Genomic DNA, 16,482 nt, shown 5'->3' with positions numbered 1-16,482 from the left:
AACTGTGCTGCTGATGTGGGCTCCTTCATCAAGTTTGATAAACAATTTCTAATTGGTCTTGTTAGCAAAAACACGTTATTCTGAGCCCTCCAGAAATATGCTGTCGAGCTATTCTTACTTCTGAAACAGTTTGACCAATAGCTGATGGGTTTAATTCAACTTAGGACACCTTCTCGGATGAGCAAGTTTGTGTAACCTACCCTTTGATAACAAGAAACAATAACCTAACTCATCATGCTACAGCGTCTAGTGAGCTTTCCCCGAGGTAATTGATAGTGGTGGATGCACTCAGATAGGACGACTAAGATGGCTCGGTCTTATCTGGATCTGCAAGGAAATCTGCTGACGCGCTAAGTCCGGAAAGCATCAGGTCCACATGCTTTTCTGTGATGCTCACAATAGCGCAATGTTCATCATTTAAGCCGCAGGCTAAATGCCAGTGTGAATCTGCTAACACCGCTCCACTAGGATAAATGACCCTATCAACCGCTGGATTGAGTTTTGGCAATAACCTCTGCGAGGTAACCGGAGGCAATAAATTAAGCTGTACCACGCCCTCTGGCAGTGGTTTAAAGGGAGGCATTGCGTGGAAACGATAGAGGGCGGCTTGATATTCAATTGATCCTTCAACATCTAAGATCATGTGGCAAAAAGAATAGTAAAAGTCTCCGCGTCTTACCGGAGGAGCACCGCCACGAAGCTGACCAGTTCCAGTTTGCAAAACGGCACCCGCCTCGAATTCTTCATTTAATGAGTAATACAGGCTGAATTCATCTTCACCGACTTGTTTTGCGGTGCGATGGGGATCCGGGGAATACACTAGCAAGTCTAATTCTTTACCGAGGAAAACCCAGTTTTTCTCAAGGTTTTGTCGGGGTTCCGCTAGCTTGATTTCGCGAGCGAACCCAAGAGGAAGTAAATTTTCTGGGTCGATTTGGACGATAAATTGGTGATTGCGTGGCATGTACCATCCAGTGTTGAAGTGCAGAACAAAACTATCTCCCACAGCATACATTCTAGGGTCTGCGAACCAACTGGTAGCACGCTCGGAAAAATTTGCCCCCTGCGGGAACCGAATATGGTCAGATAGCGCCACCTGACTACCCTCGATGATCTCTTGGCTGTGATCGAGTAGACATGCGGCTATGCGACGACGTTGGTCGCTAAGAACGATACGATAGACAAACACCCATCCCTTGTTGACTTTGAGCAATGTAGGATTGAAGCACCAGACTTCCGGTCCATCAGCTAGATGTCTCCACGATGTGGGTACTAGGCTTCGATTGTCATAGATCTTCCAGCGCATAATCTCCTCGCTATCGTCGTGGCAAACGTTCGCCGACAGCTTCAAGAACCTGGCGTTCGGTAACCGCTGCGATCGATAGACCTTCCATAATCTGAATTTCTGAAAAATCTCCGATAGGCTGGAGTTGAATAGTAGGTACGCCATAGGCTGCCCATAAAGGGCCAGTCGGCCAAGACTCTCGTAGTTGCATTGTCGAAGAGATGGGCAAGTGATTGATTTCAATTACTTGCAAGCCAGATGCGGCAGCAATATGCTTGGGCCCAGAGTCAGTTCCAATAAATACTGTTGCCAAGCGGCAGCATTCCGATAATTGCGATAAGCTTAGATAGTCGCGCATGTCGAGAAGACGCGTTTGAGCTATTTGTCTTGGTAGTGGGTATCGTTTTCGCTCCGCCCGATCACCCACCACCACTACCTGCACTTGATGAGCTTTAACCAGACCTTCAATTAAGGCCATCACCCTAAACGGAGGCCAACGGCGACAAAGCTGAGAGGCGCCCGGCGCTAGTATGATCAGCGGAGTGCGTCCATCCCATCCCATTTTTAAAAGTTTGTTCTGAACGATGCCAGAATCAATGCCATGGCTCCAGGTTTCGGGCGGAAAAAGATCCTCCGACCCAAACATTTTCCGCAATAGCAGGCCTGCATATTCGGCCATATGAAGACCATTGGGTGGATCTATTAAATCGGTGTGACAGGAGTCAAATAACTCGTCACCCTGCCGAAATGTTACAGATCGAGGGGCGCTCAGGATATCGGCGACTGCACCCGCGTTGTAGTAGTCCCAAGCGACTCGGGGATTGACAAAAAGGTCAAAAGTGCCAATCAGGGGTGTGAGTACTTCAGCCAAAGCCTGCTGGATTAGTTGATGATCCTGTCCTTTAAGAGTTATATCAGGCAGGTGAACGCACCGATTGATGTAGGGACATACTTCATAGAGTTGAGCCGTTCGTTGGCTTACCAGAGCGGTGATCTCCGCTTGCGGCAGTCGTTCTCGAAGTCCACGAAAAAATCCACTACCCAGTATGTGATCACCAATGTTGTCTAGTCGCAAGACCGCAACCGCATATCTTTTCTGCACTGGGCTTTGCAGGTCAGCCATCACAGAGGACAGATCAGACGAGGTCTGCAAAACGGCCTCGACACCACTGAAAGACACGCCAAGCCATTGCGCAAAAAAAGCTAGCAGTCAAGAAGTACAGAATCAAACCTACCCAGTCGGAGATCTGGCCTTGTGCAACAACGACCCTAATCTGTTCCACGATGATCGTAAGTGGATTGAAATTCAGCAGCAATTGCCATTTCAGGGGGATATTTTCGGTTCGGTAAAAGACGGGAGAGAGAAAAAGTAGGGCTTGTCCGAAGGGGACGACAATGTGGTTAAGGTCCCTAATGAACACCCCCAAGGCTGAAAATAGTAAGCCGAAAAAGAGCAGCGCAGGAGCAAATATCAACAGTAATAACGGTAAATACATGGCACCGTAGGGAACCTGATTAAAGAATAGTCCGTATATCACTCCCCAAACCATTAACCCGATAAAGAGATGACTCAGGGCTACCAAGACAGCTGTAATAGGTAGAGCCTCCAGCGGGAAGACAATCTTCTTTACATAGGCAGGATTGCCAGTAATCAAAGTGGGCGCTTTGTTAATGACTTCTGCTAGCGCCTGAAATAGGAGCAGGCCGGGAAAAACGTTAAGAGCATAGTAAATAACCCCGCCCTCCGATTCATAGGCGCCTTTGGAAAAAAGCCCGCCAAAGGCCAAAGTGAAGACAGCCAGCATAGCTACCGGATTGGCGAAGGACCAAAGAATACCTCCATAGCTGCCCCGGTAACGTTGCGTGAAATCGTGGCGCACCATCTCTAGAATCAGCTCGTAATGCCTCCAGGTACACGAGATCATACTTGCCCCTCGCTCGCTAATGTCGTTAGTAGATGCTCGGAGCGCAATTTACCACTCATTGGCAAACCAAACATCCCGAAAAATGGTGCAAGGTCATTTTGGTAATCCCAGTTTACTGTGATCGGCCCAAACCAGTCAGTGCTATCTAAAGACTGGTAGTGCGTTTCATCCGATTCAGGTGGGCGATTGAGTCCAAGTCTTAAGCTGTACTCGCCACCCTCCAAACAAAGATCAAGTTCAAACTCGAAGCATCGCAGCGCAGTACCTGTATGCGAAATACCATGGCAGCCCAACATGCTTGAGTTAATGCTGGTGACGGTCTGATCGAAGCGATTCTTAATCGCCAGACCGATGATCAAATCGCGGTCCTGTGGACTTGTTAGGAACCAAACTTCGATCGTGATATGACTCCCCAGAGTGTGGATAAGTGTGGACTCACCGTCCTCTCTGCAAATTCGAACCCCAACTAAGCGAGACTCCTGCCCGTCGCGAGGTTGCCAAACAGCATCCGCGAAGCTGATTTGGCTTTCCCGCGGTAGCTCTCCTTTGTGTGCGGGCCAAGCTTGTGGATCGCACAGGGGCCCATCAGTCATCATTCTATGTATGGCGGCTGAACTACTACCCCAATATGCCAGGCACCCGCCTCTTAGGTAGGCCGTTTGGTCACATAAATCGCGCACTAGAGCAAGGTCGTGTGAAACAAAAAGTTGGGTCACTCCCGCTTCCCGCATTTCAGCCAAACGGCGATAGCACTTCTGTTGGAAAAAGTAATCACCTACTGAGAGTATTTCGTCAATAATTAGGATATCTGGCGTAAAAACCGTATGCAATGCGAAAGCGAGTCTTGCCAACATTCCAGAGGAGTAAGTCTTGACCGGATGGTCAAGAACCTGGCCAATATCTGCGAATCGGGCGATTTCATCGAAGCGTTGTTCCACCTCAGAGCGAGCAAAACCAGCTACCATGCCATTTAATAACACGTTTTCAGTGCCCGTCCGGTCCGGATTAAAACCACTACTCAACTCAAGAAGTGCGGCAACGCGACCTTGCCGATGCACACTGCCAGAGGTGGGCAATAGAGTCCCAGCAATTATTTCAAGCAAAGTACTTTTTCCGCTACCGTTAAGTCCGATGATCCCAACTGAAGAGCCTGATGGTATTTCTAGCGAGATATTGCGTAATGCCCACTTTCCCTCCCCCTCAGAAGTTTGGGTAAGTGCACGGCTAGTCATTAAGGAAGCAAACGAACGGCGCTTAGGAAAACATTTGCTCACATCATCAACAAGAATGGCAATCTCGGTCATTGTGCTGTACCCATCTCCACTGTGACCAATGCCTTTAAGTGATCGAGCATAGCAAGCGCGCGTTCCACGCACTCCTTTAGACGGTGACGTTCCACGCTACGTGCGGCCTGTAAACTTTGACTTATTGAGGGTAACGAACTCAGGCTTGTACACTCAGCAATGTCCAACTCTTCACGGATACCGGTCAGTTTCCGGTTACGGTCAAAGACGGCCAGTCTTGCACCAGCCCAGGCACTGGCTAGGGTCATGTGGTAACGGGATGTTAGTATCACCCTAAAGCGTAGTAGCTCGGTTTCTAGATCAGCAAGCGAGGCATTTGGGTAATCAGGACAATACAGCGTAAGATGTTCCCTAAGTAATGGGGACATGGAATCATATAAATTCATTTCACTACCAGGTAAGGATCTCACCTCCTGACAAAGCCAGATAGGTCGCTCGTCCACGGCTCTAAGGGCCTGCACTAAAGCGTCGCAATCAACCTGAGAAGGGTCTGCAATCAGGCAAGCTGCAATGCCAGCAATCGAGAGCTGGTTAGTCAGGGCAGATTGTGCGCCGAAAGCCAAGTGCGCCAGGTCGGCACCATGGTACACCTTTGCAGCCTCAAAACCAGCCTCCAGCATAGCCCTACGACAGCGGGCATCACGAGTCCAGATTGCCTTAGTGAGTCGATGGATCTCACGCGCCTGCGGGGTTTCGAGTGCCTCGTCGTCGTTGAGGCCCACTCCCACTAAATAAGCGGGGATACCACACGACCGCGAGAAAGCTAGATCAGCGGCGACCCGATCTAAGAGCCATGGACCACCATCAGTTTGAAATATTGCGCCTCCCAGTCCCAACCACAAGTCAGCCTGGGCATGCGCTACACGGCGACTAGTTTCGTCGGCGACAACCCACGAAAACTGTGGAAAGCGAATGCGCATCGCTTCAATATCATGAGCGCACAAGATAGTGATGATCCAGTGCGGTGCATGTTCTTGGACCCATAGAGCAAAACCAGCCAACATGAAGTCATCACCCAAATTACCAGCACCCCAGAAGTCAGTTCCTATTAGAATTTTGCATGGGCGAAATTTATCCCTGCACAGGGCATCATCGGTCCTACGCATGATCGATGTTGCAGTCATAAGGAATAGCCAGCAGTGACAGCATCTCGGTGGAACATGCGCACAGTTTCCAAGGAGTATTCATCTAAATCAAGTCCAAGTAGATTGAGCTTCTGGAGAATGTCATTAGTAGCTGTGATGGCATGACAGCCTATCGCTCCTGCCTGGAAGATATTGAGTAATTCTCGGGGGCTTGCCCAGATCAGTTCGCATTCGGGGCGCTTGCGCATAATCTCAAGCGCTTCTTCCATCAAGGGAACTGGATCTCGACCTGTGTCGGCGATCCTTCCCGCAAAGATTGAAATAAAGCTCGGCACGCCAGGAACAAGTGCCGCCACAATATCGCGGACCTGATTTAGCGTCATCACAGCAGTGATATTTAACCGAATTCCTGCATCAGAGAGTTCGTTCACCAAGTTTGCCGTGGACTCGCGTCGGGTATTAGTCACAGGAATTTTAACGAAAACGTTTGATCCCCAACTCGCGATTTCAAGCGCCTGTCGCTTCATTTCGCTAAAGTCGTCGGCAAAAACCTCAATAGAAAGAGGCTTATCCCGGATCGTTAACAGTATCTCCTGACAAAACGCCCGGTAGTCTGTGACGCCCGCTTTTTTCATTAGGGTCGGATTAGTGGTCAGGCCCTGAATGGACGGTCTCGCATACATCGCGAGCATTTGCTCCTTATCGGCACCGTCGGCAAACAGCTTTAGAGGAATTTTTGAGGTTAGGTCAATCATTGGTGGTTAATTATGAAGTGTGCGGCTTCCAACAGAGAGGTGGTCCGCCAATCCCAGGATTTTGGCTGTTCTTCGTCGTAGCCATAGTCAATAAAAATAGTACGACACCCAGCAGCCTGGCCTGCTGCTATATCGCGCCAACGATCACCCACCATGAAGCTTTGGAGTAAATAGATGTTATGGTCCTGAGCAGCCTGACGCAGTAGACCCCAGCCGGGCTTGCGGCAATCGCAGCCATCCGCGGTATCGTGAAAGCAAATGCAAAAGTCGTCAAGTGGCAATTGCCGACCCAACTGTTCATGAATAGCTTCGACCATTGAACGGGATTGATTACCTCGCGCCACATCCGGCTGGTTAGTTACTACTATCAACAGGAAACCAGCTGCCTTAAGCTGCGATAGTGCCTCAGCGACCCCAGGAAGCACCGAGACTTCCGTCAAGTTTTTTGGTGGGTAGGGTTTACCCTGAAGTACAAAGGCCTTGTTAATCACTCCGTCCCGGTCCAGAAAAACCGCCCTGCGGCCTCCACCAACATTTACATTTGAAAAGTCAGTTTGTCGCACAATCGTCAAACCGTTGGCCCCTGTTTAGAGGGTGATCCGGGCGATACCGTTATTTTTATCTCTTCTGACATCCTAGGAGTCAATTCTGTGCTGAGAGACGTGTTTACACTTTCCCACTTGCCATGGATTAATCTCAATTCAGGGTGAGTTACTAATAGATGCCAGACAACCGCCTGGAAGGCCTCCGAATGAGCCGTAACAGTCTCCGGATTGACCGTCGGGATAATCACACAAACATCAGCAACGGTGGCTGCAAATCCGCCATCGCGGCCAAGCACGCCCGTAATACGAGCCTGCACGGATTTAGCATATTGCAATGCAAGCACTATATTGGGACTGATGTTTTGCTCTAGACTGCCTCCGCCCACAGACATCACGAAGATCGCGTCTCTCGGCCCTAGACGACTGATCTTGAGCCACTCTACAAAAACGCTAGACCAACCTTCATCGTTAGTGCGCGCGGTTAGCTCAGCAACGTTATCAGTCGGTGTGTATGCTTCGATACCAGCTATTTTTCGGAAGTCATTGACCGCATGCGAGCAGTTTGCTGCACTGCCTCCAACTCCAATAAAGAAAACTCGACCACCTTGGTCACGTACCTCTCGCAACAACAACGCCATTGCCTCGATACATTGGACGTCAAGTTGCCGAGTGATAGCAAGAGCCTCTTCGAGGTATTGTTGTACATAGCTCATTGTGCGTATGAAGTCTGAAAGATAATCGATTATATTCTTATTTATGCCATTTTATTGAAAAATTGAGTAGTAAAAAAGAAGTTTATTTTTCTCAATAGTTGTGATTTTTATTTTTTTCGAGTTTATCTAGTAATGTTATCTTCTCGATATACGTACCGATTTAAGCCTACAAAAAATATAAACAACTTCGAGTGAAACCGCCATTAAGATTAATCAGCAGGAGGGTTAAAAGCGTGTTGCGTTGAAACTTTTTGATATTGCACAATAATCAAGTATTGATGAATGTATTCATTGGGCAAGCCAAAAAATGTTCGGATCCCCAGCAAACTCAACCAAACCTTTTTATTCAATTAGCAGTCAAGTCTATCGACCTAACGAACACTAGAATGACGAATATCACAAGAGCCTCTCCGAAGAATTGTTGAAGATAGCTCATTGTGCATTTCAAGTCTGAAAATAATTGATTGTATCTTGCAGCCCGTTCGGTGAGCCGATCTCATAAAAGCGGGTACTTACTTCGTGGCCGGCCAGCTTCCCCTCAAGTGACAGGTTGTGAAATAAATCGGCGAGGTCGAATGGCTCACCCGGTTGCCGATCAATGAAAAGCTCGGAAGATAATACGGATAGACCGTAGTCGATATGGCGCATATGAGGATTGGTAGCGTTTTTGCGGTAGGCAACTAGCTTACTACCGGAAAATTCGACATTACTGCGATCCCAGCGACCTGCATTTTCTAGCACAGTCATGAGCGCTGGCTGCCGGGCCTGCATAAATGCTTGCGCCACTTGTTTGTAATCGATGGGTAAAAAGGAGTCGCCATACTGCACAAAAAAACACTCCCCCAGTAATGGCAGGGCCTGATTCAGCGCGCCACCTGTCCCAAGGAGATGATTACCGTCCGAGGAGTAAAGAATCTCAAGACCGAAGGCGCTGCCATCCCCTACGACATCGCGGATTTGCTCGCCCAGATGACCAACACAAAGTACCACCCGTTCGATGCCCTGATTCCGAAAATAGTCAAGCTGATGCAAAATGAAGGGGCGCCCAGCCACATCCAGTAAAGACTTAGGACAACGGTCGGTTAATGGGGCCATGCGAGTTGCTAGACCACCCGCTAACAATGCGACATTAAACATCGGATTTAGGACAGTACAATCTTCGTGCCCTCGAAATCGAATCGGAAGCGGACCTCCTCAAGGCCTGCGCCCTGCATCGCAAGACGAAGCCGTAGGGTATCCTCAGCGTAGAACATTAGGAACCCACCTCCACCCGCACCCACCAGCTTGCCACCAATGGCTCCATTTGCACAACCTAGTTCGTACCAAGCGTCAATCTGTGGATTGCTCATGCCCCCGAAGCGCTTCTTCTTGTGCTCCCAGTGCTCACTCATCAACTTGCCAAATAGCAAAGGGTCTCCCGCCTCTAGGGCTACCTTGGAGCGAAGACCGAGCTCCTTGGTGAAGTGAAGATTTTCAAGTATTTCTGTATCTTGCTGCGTGGTACGTTCAAGTTGGTCACTGAGGATCGAGCCTGCGCGACGAGAGAACCCAGTGAAGAACAGAAGCAATCGATCTTCAAGCTCGTGGACGGTACTTTCACTAATGCCAAGGGGCGTGGCAAGAACTTGACCCTGACGGTTGAATTCAAAGCAAGTTAAACCACCTAAAGCTGCGATGTACTGATCTTGCTTGCCAACCGGTTCTGCCAGACGCTCAATTTCGATATGACAGGCCTGTTCCGCCAATTCAAGCGGATGGATATAGTGCTTACGGTGCGCATAAAGAGCCTTCAGCAGGGCAGTTGTGAAGCTGCCAGATGACCCCAACCCAGTACCGGCCGGGATATCTGCGAGCGTAGTAATTTCTATCTGCTGAGTGTCCATGCCGGCTACAACCAAAGCCTCACGGATGATGGGATGACGTACTTCATTTATAAACTGAACGTGCTCCATCTGCGAGTACTTTAGGTAAATTCCCGGCTGAAAGGGACGCATGACCGTGGCATAGACATACTTATCGATTGCAGCAGAGATGACCAGCCCACCATATTCGCTGTAGTAAGAGGGTAGGTCGGTACCACCACCGCCCAAGGTGATTCGCAATGGGCTACGGGCGATAATCATAACCAGACTCTCTATAAATAGACTCGATGATGGAAAGACATGCTTGTGCATCGTGCAACGAAGCTGAAGGATCCCGTCCAGTGTTTATGTCTTCATAAAACTCACGCATTTCAATAGCCCAGGAGTCGTCCTGCATAGGGTACTCCCAGGCGGTTGTTTCTGGAGGCCCCATCTGAGCTAGCATACGATACCAGGTAATACGTTCCACTCCGTAACTTCCACCCAGTCCAGATAGATCGAGCTTCCCCATGCGTCCGTAAATTTCCATGGAGAAAAGGTTCTTCCACTCTGTGCATGAAGCGTGAAGGAAGGCAGTTTTGTCGGAGTCTGTCCGTAGTAGGAGGAATGCATTGTCATCCACCGGCATATCCCAGAAGAATGTATGTGCGAAACCGCTAACGCGTGTGAAGTCTCCCAAGAAGTATCGGGATAAATCAATCAGGTGTGGCCCCTGATCGATCAGCTCGCCTCCACCTGACAAGGCAGGGTCCGCCCGCCATTCCTTTTCGTAACCGAGTCGGCCGCCGTGACCATAGCGGGCACGAATGAACATTAACTCACCAATAGCATCGCTATCGATGAGTTCACGAGCTTTTCGCATTGAGCGGTGATACCGGTGATTAAAGCCAACACGAACCTTGACACGGGTATTCTTAAGTGCCGCCAGAACCGTCTCTATTTCTAAGACTGAACGGGCAACTGGCTTTTCGACGAGGACATGCTTTCCTGCGGCAATCGCTGCTAGGGTTATCTCGCTAAGTCCGTCGTGCCGTGTTGAGACGATGACTATATCCACCTCAGCTAATTCTAGGACTTGACGCCAGTCATCAACTGCAAGCGCGCCATGTAATGAAGCTAGCTCGATGGCACGCTTCAGATCTAAGTCAGCGCAAGCGACCAATCTACCTTCTGGTCCAAGAACTGCTGCCCGCTTTGCACCGATTAATCCGCAACCCACGATGGCAACACCAAATGTCATCGGTCCCCCCAATCTAAACCACGGTCTTTTGCAATGATTCGACGAAGGGTGTAGACATCGCTTTCAGCCAAGGTCGACACATGTTCGGGCAAGTTACGCCAGTTGTCCCACACGGCGCTAATTAGGCGACCTGAGATCCCTCGACTAGCATCCGAGCCAAGAAAAACAGCTAGTTCTGCCGCCTCTCGCAAGTCGGCACCGCCTGTATCTTTCTGCTGTCTGGCTCGAGCGAAATAGGCTGCCCCTACTTTCTCTGGACCTGCGGCAATGACTTCGTCGAGCATGCGCGTGTTTAAGGCTCCAGGCGCCAAGGCGTTGATCTCAACCCCAGTCCCCTCCAACTCACGTGCAAGAGTCTCCACGAAACGCACTATGGCAGCTTTGGACACTGCGTAGGCACTGATTCCGGGCATAGGGCTGTTAGCTCCTCCACCAGACAATTGAACAATCCTACCCCAACCCTGTATTTTCATTGCTGGAACAACCGCTCTAGTCAACAACACTGACCCCATTAAATTAATCTCGAGTGCATGAACCCACTCATGCCAATCTACCGACTCAATTGGACCCATTGGGCCTTGTATAGCTGCGTTGTTTACCAAAACATCGATGCGACCAAAACGTTGCAGGACTTCCGTCTGCAGACGTGTAACGTCAGCCTGTTGCGCTACATCTGCGACGATGCCTATAACATCTTGGTAGTCGTCCAAGTTCGAGCGAAGTACCTCGGTAGCGGCTACCGTCAGATCGAAGGTTCGTGCGCACAAAGCCACTGATGCGCCAGCTGCAAGGTATTGGCGGGCGATTTCAAACCCTAGCCCGCGGCTTCCACCAGTGATCAGAGCTATCCTTCCACGTAATGGCTTCTCTATCATAGCCGGGACTCCAACACCCATTCGTTAGCACGCAGGAATTCTACAGTCCGAATTACACCCAAGCTGATGCTAATCGAAGGAGACCAGCCCAATGCTCGGATGCGCTGTGTATCAAGGTAGATAAATGGGTTATCGCCGACCCAACCACGAGAACCGCCAGTGTAATGGCGAGTTGGCTGGACGCCAAGGGTATTGCAGATCCAATCAATCGAGTCGTTGACCTCGCAATAGTCGTCAACTCCCAAATTAAAGATATTGACCTTTTCAGTCGCTTTATTCATTCCTAGCAGAATAGCGTCTATGCAGTCCTGCACGTAAAGATAACTTTTTCGTTGCCGACCATCACCCAAGATACGCAAGTTAGTAGGATCAGTTTTTAATTGTCTGTAGAAGTCGAACACGTGACCGTGAGTGTAACGCTCACCGAGGATTGATACAAAACGATAAATCCATGACTGAAACCCATAGGCCTCGCAGTAAGCGGCAATCATTCCTTCGCAAGCGAGTTTAGAGGCACCATATAGCGAGGTCTGGACTGGAAAAGGAGCATCCTCTGGTGTTGGAATGATCTGTGCCTCCCCATATACAGAGCCTGTTGAGGAGAATGCAATTCGCTGAATTTTCTGGGCCCGCATTGCTTCCAAGACATTGAATGTAGCAATCGTATTTTGATGGAGGTCGCGACCAGGGTGGCTGGGACCGAATCGGACGTCTGCATTAGCGGCTAGATGAACGACGCAGTCTCCTCCTTTGAAGGCTGCTTGCGTTGCAGCGGCGTCCAACAGGTCGATTTCGCAAAGGTGGAAATTTGGAAAGCTCAAGGCGCCCTCCAGGAAGCGACGCTGACCAGTAGAAAAATTATCAATTCCAGTGACCCGGTGGCCTGTGGCGAGAAGGCGGTCGACAAGTTGGCTACCAATGAAGCCTGCACAACCAGTGATGATATAGTGCTTACTCATGGCAACTCCTTGAGGACCTGAAAATCCAGTAACGCGAGGCCAAAAATCCGAAACTCGTCGTAGTGAGAATCGCACAGGCCACCACAAGGTTCAGACCAATTGTTGTGTTCTGTGTGAGCAGGCTCACCACTACAACTGTGAGGACATAATTCAACACAGCGACAGTCATGTATCGTAAAAGTTCGGTCACTGACCAATTGCCTTTTTGACCGAAGGTGTAGCGACGATTGACAAGAAAGTGGAATACTACCGAGCAGATATAGCCAACAGAAATTGAGAGCATAACGGGCAACTTGACCCAGATGGTCAATGTATGGACTATCGCGAAATAGATTCCAGCTGCCGAGCCGCCGACACATAAAAAACGCATCAGTTGCCCACTGATTATTTGACCTGAGGATGCTAGAGGAAATGTCATCTTTCAGATTCATCGCGGGTCGGTCCCTGACCGATGTTAAGCTTCTTATCCACGATATACATGGGCCTACGCTTAACCTCATCATAAATACGGCCTATGTATTCACCAATTAGACCAAGCGAAAGAAGCTGAACTCCAGAAAAAAAAGTTACCACTAAAACCGTGGTCGGAAGTCCAGCTGTCAGCGGAACTCCAATGAAGTGCTGGAATACGTACCAAGCGCCGAGCAGAAAACTAAAGCTCGCCAGAATGAAACCAGCAACCGACATCAATTGCAAAGGCCTACTACTAAAACTGATAATCCCATTGAGACCGATTTTCACCGAACCCGTAAGCCGGTTGTACTTACCATGCCCGCTAAAACGGGGATCGCGGTCATATTCGATTGAGGTTTGTCGGAAACCGATATGGGCGACCAAGCCACGCAGGAACCCATGTGACTCAGGCATCAAACGTAGTTCTTCAATTACTCTCCGGGTCATGATACGAAAATCACCGGCATTCCTTGGAATCTGAACGTCACTTAGGCTATTAATTACTTTGTAACCTAGATGAGCAATCAATCGCTTTACGATAGTCTCTCCTGCACGCGATCGCCTCACCGCGTAGACGACTTCATAACCCTCTGCGAGCTTTGCATACATGGGTTCAATTGTCTCTGGAGGGTCTTGCAGGTCAACGTCGATCACCACGCAATGACGTCCCAAACAATGAAGAATTCCTCCGATTGTCGCTGCAGGTTGTCCGAAACGACGTGAATATGTGATCAGCTTTATCCGTGGATTGCGTAATATTTCACGACCGATTACTTCCTCCGTTCGGTCAGGACTAGGGTCAAGTGAGAAAATAATCTCATAGCTAACACTCATTTTTTCGAGGACCGCCTCAGTCCGTTGAAGGAACGGCAGAATATTAGCCTCTTCAGCGTAGACCGGAACAACAATGGAAATATCTACTTCTGTCTGTGTCATGGTAATTGGTCCTTGGAAAATCCGATGTACTTGATCAACCCACTTGTAGGACGACTGTCGCCATTAGGCAGAATCTGCCATTGATCAAAAATCAATTCAATCCGGCGACTCCCGCTTCCCGCTTTAATCTGAGCACTCAACTCATAATCACCCAGACCAAGCTTCTTCTGCGCTACGATTTCACCATCTACTCGAATGGTAAGTAGGCACTCGAAACTCTGATCATTGATCATTGGAATCATACCACGGAGGGTGAGCTTATTCTTGACCTTCACGTCAGCAGGGGCGAGTACAACAAAGACATGCTCAGAAGCCCAACCATCCTCGTAGATACCGGAGTACTGTAATCCTGAGTGCCCAAGATCAGAGGGGAACCTAGACAGTGAAGTCGGTGGTACCATCGCTGCCGCTTGCTCCTTAGATATCAGTGAGACATCCCGCGCAAAAGCGGTTAGGTAGCGACTGTCTAACGCGACATCCTTACCATACAGCCCAGAAATTAGGTTGGTAGGCGGGTGCGGAAACTTAAGACCATCACGCCCCATATCTAGATGAAAAAAAGCTAAGTCATCAACCATTATCGGTTCCAACGGTTCTGTCAAGATTCGTCCACTTCCCCGACCAACGAATCGAACTACCTGCTGGCTCTGTCCATGAACAATCGGCTCAGGCAACGCCGAGTCATACTGCCTGAGTACACTGTCGGTCAACTCAATCAATAGTCTCGGCCGATCGGTTACCCCCATGGCTAGTAAGAGCATGTGACGACCCACACCCGCCATTTGACGGCCTGGAAACATCGGGTCGGCTTCCATTTGATAAAAAGCAATCGAGTTCTTACGCTTTCTCGCTAAATAGTAGTGAGCCCCGAGCGAGGAATCCACGAAAATTAGGTGGTTATTAGGTTGAGTCTCGATTCGAAAAGCCTCCGACGAGCTCGGCTTTCCGAACCGGTTGAAGAGGCTGAATTCTGGTGAATTCATAATGAGGGTACGACCATGGAGCGATGCAGCCGCCTGTGGCAAAGAAAATTGGTTAGTCAGACCATCAGTCAATGTAATCTGGCGGCGGGCGACAAGTTTTGCATGCTCCTCCAGGCTTTTACTCCAGAAATCACCGTATCCATTAGCCCTGGCGAACTCTCCTAATCGGTCACCGCCCCAATAATATTCCTTCGATGGAAAAATTAGACTAGTGTTCTGGGTATAGAGAGATTGAATCTTGGCAAGTACCACGTTTGAAGAGTCGGAATAAAATCCCTCTGGGTGTGCACCTTCATGGTCTTTCATGAAGGTATTGAATTGACTAGCTAGAGCGTTCTGCGAGGCGAAGGGAATCTCAGTCAGCGTACCTGTAGTATTACCCGTACTTCGGAGGACGTATGCATATTGGCTTGGTATCTGCGCCACAAAAATCAGGCTAATGGCGGCCAAACTTTTACGGACTGGCGCACTGGCTATCGCGCAGGCAATAACTCCAGCGATGACAGGCTGTAGATACATCGCTAGTTTGTAGAGCCCAAAATCGTTACCGCGGTAAAACAATATACCGCCTAGAAGTAACATGACCATAGCCATGAAAGCTACAGACGAAGATTGCCGCAGTTGGCGAACGATGCACAAAATTAGACCAATGCAGAGCACAATGCCAACTAAGATAGCCGCTGACATCCAAGGCTCAGGAACCAGAAAGCCGATCGGGAGCAAGCCCCAAAAATAACCAATGCCACTTGGTATCAAGTAGAACGGAAAATACAGTGTACCTGGGTCGTTCGCCTCTAGTCCTTGAATAGACTGTCCCAGCATGAAACGCAGAACAATAAGTAAGTACCGATTGAACACCAAGATGAGGCATGCTAGCGCCAGTGCAGTTAGCCACATGCGTTGTAACGTAACGGTAGCGCCCACTCGTCTAGCCCACCAAACAGCAGCCCCGGCCCAGCAAAGCCAACTCAGTAGCAGAAAAGGCAGTACCTCTGGGTACCATATAAGCAAACCCGCAACCAACAGTCCAATCCCAACGTGCTGAGCAGTTTCACGGCGCCAACGAGTGCTAGCAGATTGGCTAAGTAGCGTCAGCGCTGACATCATCAACCCTAGCCCTCCAACTTGAGCGATCAGCTGATAAAGGGTTCCTAGTGATGACAGCGGGGAGAAAACCATCCATGCCATGGTAAGGTAGACGGCTAAGCGTCGCTTGCGGCGTATCCGCATTGAGAGCATACCTTTCAGGCCGGTTACGCCAGCTACAACAGCCCCTGATGAAGCAATCAGCACCAGATGTAATGCGAGGATGAGAGGCATAAAAATCTGATGACCATTGAGGCCGGTGACACCCCAAACTGTGGCTAGCATCAACTCAGATCCTGGACGAGCACCCGCCGCCACATGCATGTACCAATAGGCTAGGGAGTAGTTCTTACCAGTCAGATAGGTCGGCAGGTCAGGCAGGTTTGTATATCCGTTTTGTAGGAATCGTTGGGCAGCTAAGACATAGTTGGCCATGTCATCATTACCAAAACTGATCCAGTTAAAACCGAACCGTA

At 49.4% G+C, this 16,482-nt stretch carries 19 protein-coding genes; 2 read left to right on the top strand and 17 right to left on the bottom strand.

What is annotated here, in order from left to right; genetic code table 11:
• Positions 1-301 precede the first annotated feature (301 nt).
• The 16 genes from AOC35_RS00260 to AOC35_RS15450 form a co-directional block, all read right to left on the bottom strand.
• Positions 302-1,306: a hypothetical protein gene (locus tag AOC35_RS00260; RefSeq protein WP_108645220.1), complete on the bottom strand. Its 1,005-nt coding sequence runs from the start codon at positions 1,304-1,306 to the stop codon at positions 302-304.
• A gap of 10 nt (positions 1,307-1,316) precedes the next feature.
• A complete protein-coding gene (locus AOC35_RS15625) occupies positions 1,317-2,360 on the bottom strand; it encodes a glycosyltransferase family 9 protein (protein ID WP_211307453.1) in 1,044 nt (347 codons plus the stop codon).
• 61 nt (positions 2,361-2,421) lie between these two features.
• On the bottom strand, positions 2,422-3,168 hold the full coding sequence (locus AOC35_RS00250; protein ID WP_159077398.1) for an ABC transporter permease: 747 nt from the start codon (positions 3,166-3,168) through the stop codon (positions 2,422-2,424).
• A 38-nt stretch (positions 3,169-3,206) separates the two neighbouring features.
• Complete coding sequence (locus AOC35_RS15455) at positions 3,207-4,586, bottom strand: ABC transporter ATP-binding protein (RefSeq protein WP_159077397.1); 1,380 nt, start codon at positions 4,584-4,586, stop codon at positions 3,207-3,209.
• Complete coding sequence (locus AOC35_RS00240; protein WP_108645217.1) at positions 4,511-5,638, bottom strand: polysaccharide pyruvyl transferase family protein; 1,128 nt, start codon at positions 5,636-5,638, stop codon at positions 4,511-4,513. Before AOC35_RS00240 ends, AOC35_RS15455 begins: the two co-directional genes overlap by 76 nt.
• Entirely contained in the window at positions 5,635-6,354 is a 720-nt protein-coding gene (locus AOC35_RS00235; RefSeq protein ID WP_108645216.1) for a transaldolase, read from the bottom strand. Before AOC35_RS00235 ends, AOC35_RS00240 begins: the two co-directional genes overlap by 4 nt.
• A complete protein-coding gene (locus tag AOC35_RS00230; protein ID WP_108648641.1) occupies positions 6,351-6,917 on the bottom strand; it encodes a D-glycero-alpha-D-manno-heptose-1,7-bisphosphate 7-phosphatase in 567 nt (188 codons plus the stop codon). Before AOC35_RS00230 ends, AOC35_RS00235 begins: the two co-directional genes overlap by 4 nt.
• A 5-nt stretch (positions 6,918-6,922) precedes the next feature.
• On the bottom strand, positions 6,923-7,612 hold the full coding sequence (locus tag AOC35_RS00225) for an SIS domain-containing protein (RefSeq protein ID WP_108645215.1): 690 nt from the start codon (positions 7,610-7,612) through the stop codon (positions 6,923-6,925).
• A 444-nt stretch (positions 7,613-8,056) separates the two neighbouring features.
• Positions 8,057-8,749, bottom strand: a complete 693-nt coding sequence (locus AOC35_RS00220; protein WP_108645214.1) for a nucleotidyltransferase family protein — start codon at positions 8,747-8,749, stop codon at positions 8,057-8,059.
• A 5-nt stretch (positions 8,750-8,754) separates the two neighbouring features.
• Positions 8,755-9,735 carry a GHMP family kinase ATP-binding protein gene (locus AOC35_RS00215; RefSeq protein ID WP_108645213.1) on the bottom strand — a complete coding sequence of 327 codons (981 nt, stop codon included), beginning with the start codon at positions 9,733-9,735 and terminating at the stop codon, positions 8,755-8,757.
• A complete protein-coding gene (locus AOC35_RS00210; RefSeq protein ID WP_108645212.1) occupies positions 9,719-10,714 on the bottom strand; it encodes a Gfo/Idh/MocA family protein in 996 nt (331 codons plus the stop codon). The genes AOC35_RS00215 and AOC35_RS00210 overlap by 17 nt, the downstream gene beginning before the upstream one ends.
• A complete protein-coding gene (locus AOC35_RS00205; protein ID WP_108645211.1) occupies positions 10,711-11,589 on the bottom strand; it encodes an SDR family NAD(P)-dependent oxidoreductase in 879 nt (292 codons plus the stop codon). The genes AOC35_RS00210 and AOC35_RS00205 overlap by 4 nt, the downstream gene beginning before the upstream one ends.
• A complete protein-coding gene (locus tag AOC35_RS00200) occupies positions 11,586-12,548 on the bottom strand; it encodes an NAD-dependent epimerase/dehydratase family protein (protein WP_108645210.1) in 963 nt (320 codons plus the stop codon). Before AOC35_RS00200 ends, AOC35_RS00205 begins: the two co-directional genes overlap by 4 nt.
• Positions 12,541-12,918, bottom strand: coding sequence for a GtrA family protein (locus AOC35_RS00195; RefSeq protein WP_159077396.1), 378 nt, complete (start codon positions 12,916-12,918; stop codon positions 12,541-12,543). The genes AOC35_RS00200 and AOC35_RS00195 overlap by 8 nt, the downstream gene beginning before the upstream one ends.
• 44 nt (positions 12,919-12,962) lie before the next feature.
• On the bottom strand, positions 12,963-13,937 hold the full coding sequence (locus tag AOC35_RS00190) for a glycosyltransferase family 2 protein (RefSeq protein ID WP_108645208.1): 975 nt from the start codon (positions 13,935-13,937) through the stop codon (positions 12,963-12,965).
• Entirely contained in the window at positions 13,934-14,821 is an 888-nt protein-coding gene (locus tag AOC35_RS15450) for a hypothetical protein (protein ID WP_159077395.1), read from the bottom strand. The genes AOC35_RS00190 and AOC35_RS15450 overlap by 4 nt, the downstream gene beginning before the upstream one ends.
• Positions 14,822-15,500: 679 nt before the next feature.
• On the opposite strand from AOC35_RS15450, the gene AOC35_RS15445 reads away from it, so the two are divergent.
• Positions 15,501-15,656: a hypothetical protein gene (locus AOC35_RS15445; protein ID WP_159077394.1), complete on the top strand. Its 156-nt coding sequence runs from the start codon at positions 15,501-15,503 to the stop codon at positions 15,654-15,656.
• A gap of 84 nt (positions 15,657-15,740) precedes the next feature.
• Positions 15,741-15,965 (top strand): hypothetical protein, encoded by a 225-nt coding sequence (locus tag AOC35_RS15440; RefSeq protein WP_159077393.1) that lies wholly within the window; start codon positions 15,741-15,743, stop codon positions 15,963-15,965.
• A gap of 36 nt (positions 15,966-16,001) precedes the next feature.
• Here AOC35_RS15440 and AOC35_RS15435 read toward each other — a convergent pair whose 3' ends face one another.
• A complete protein-coding gene (locus AOC35_RS15435) occupies positions 16,002-16,277 on the bottom strand; it encodes a hypothetical protein (protein ID WP_159077392.1) in 276 nt (91 codons plus the stop codon).
• Positions 16,278-16,482: the final 205 nt, after the last annotated feature.

Origin of the sequence: Polynucleobacter rarus (assembly GCF_003072505.1) — a bacterium.
Lineage (GTDB): Bacteria > Pseudomonadota > Gammaproteobacteria > Burkholderiales > Burkholderiaceae > Polynucleobacter > Polynucleobacter rarus.
Note: the sequence above shows the minus strand (reverse complement) of the source record. Positions and strands in the feature narration are given on the sequence as shown.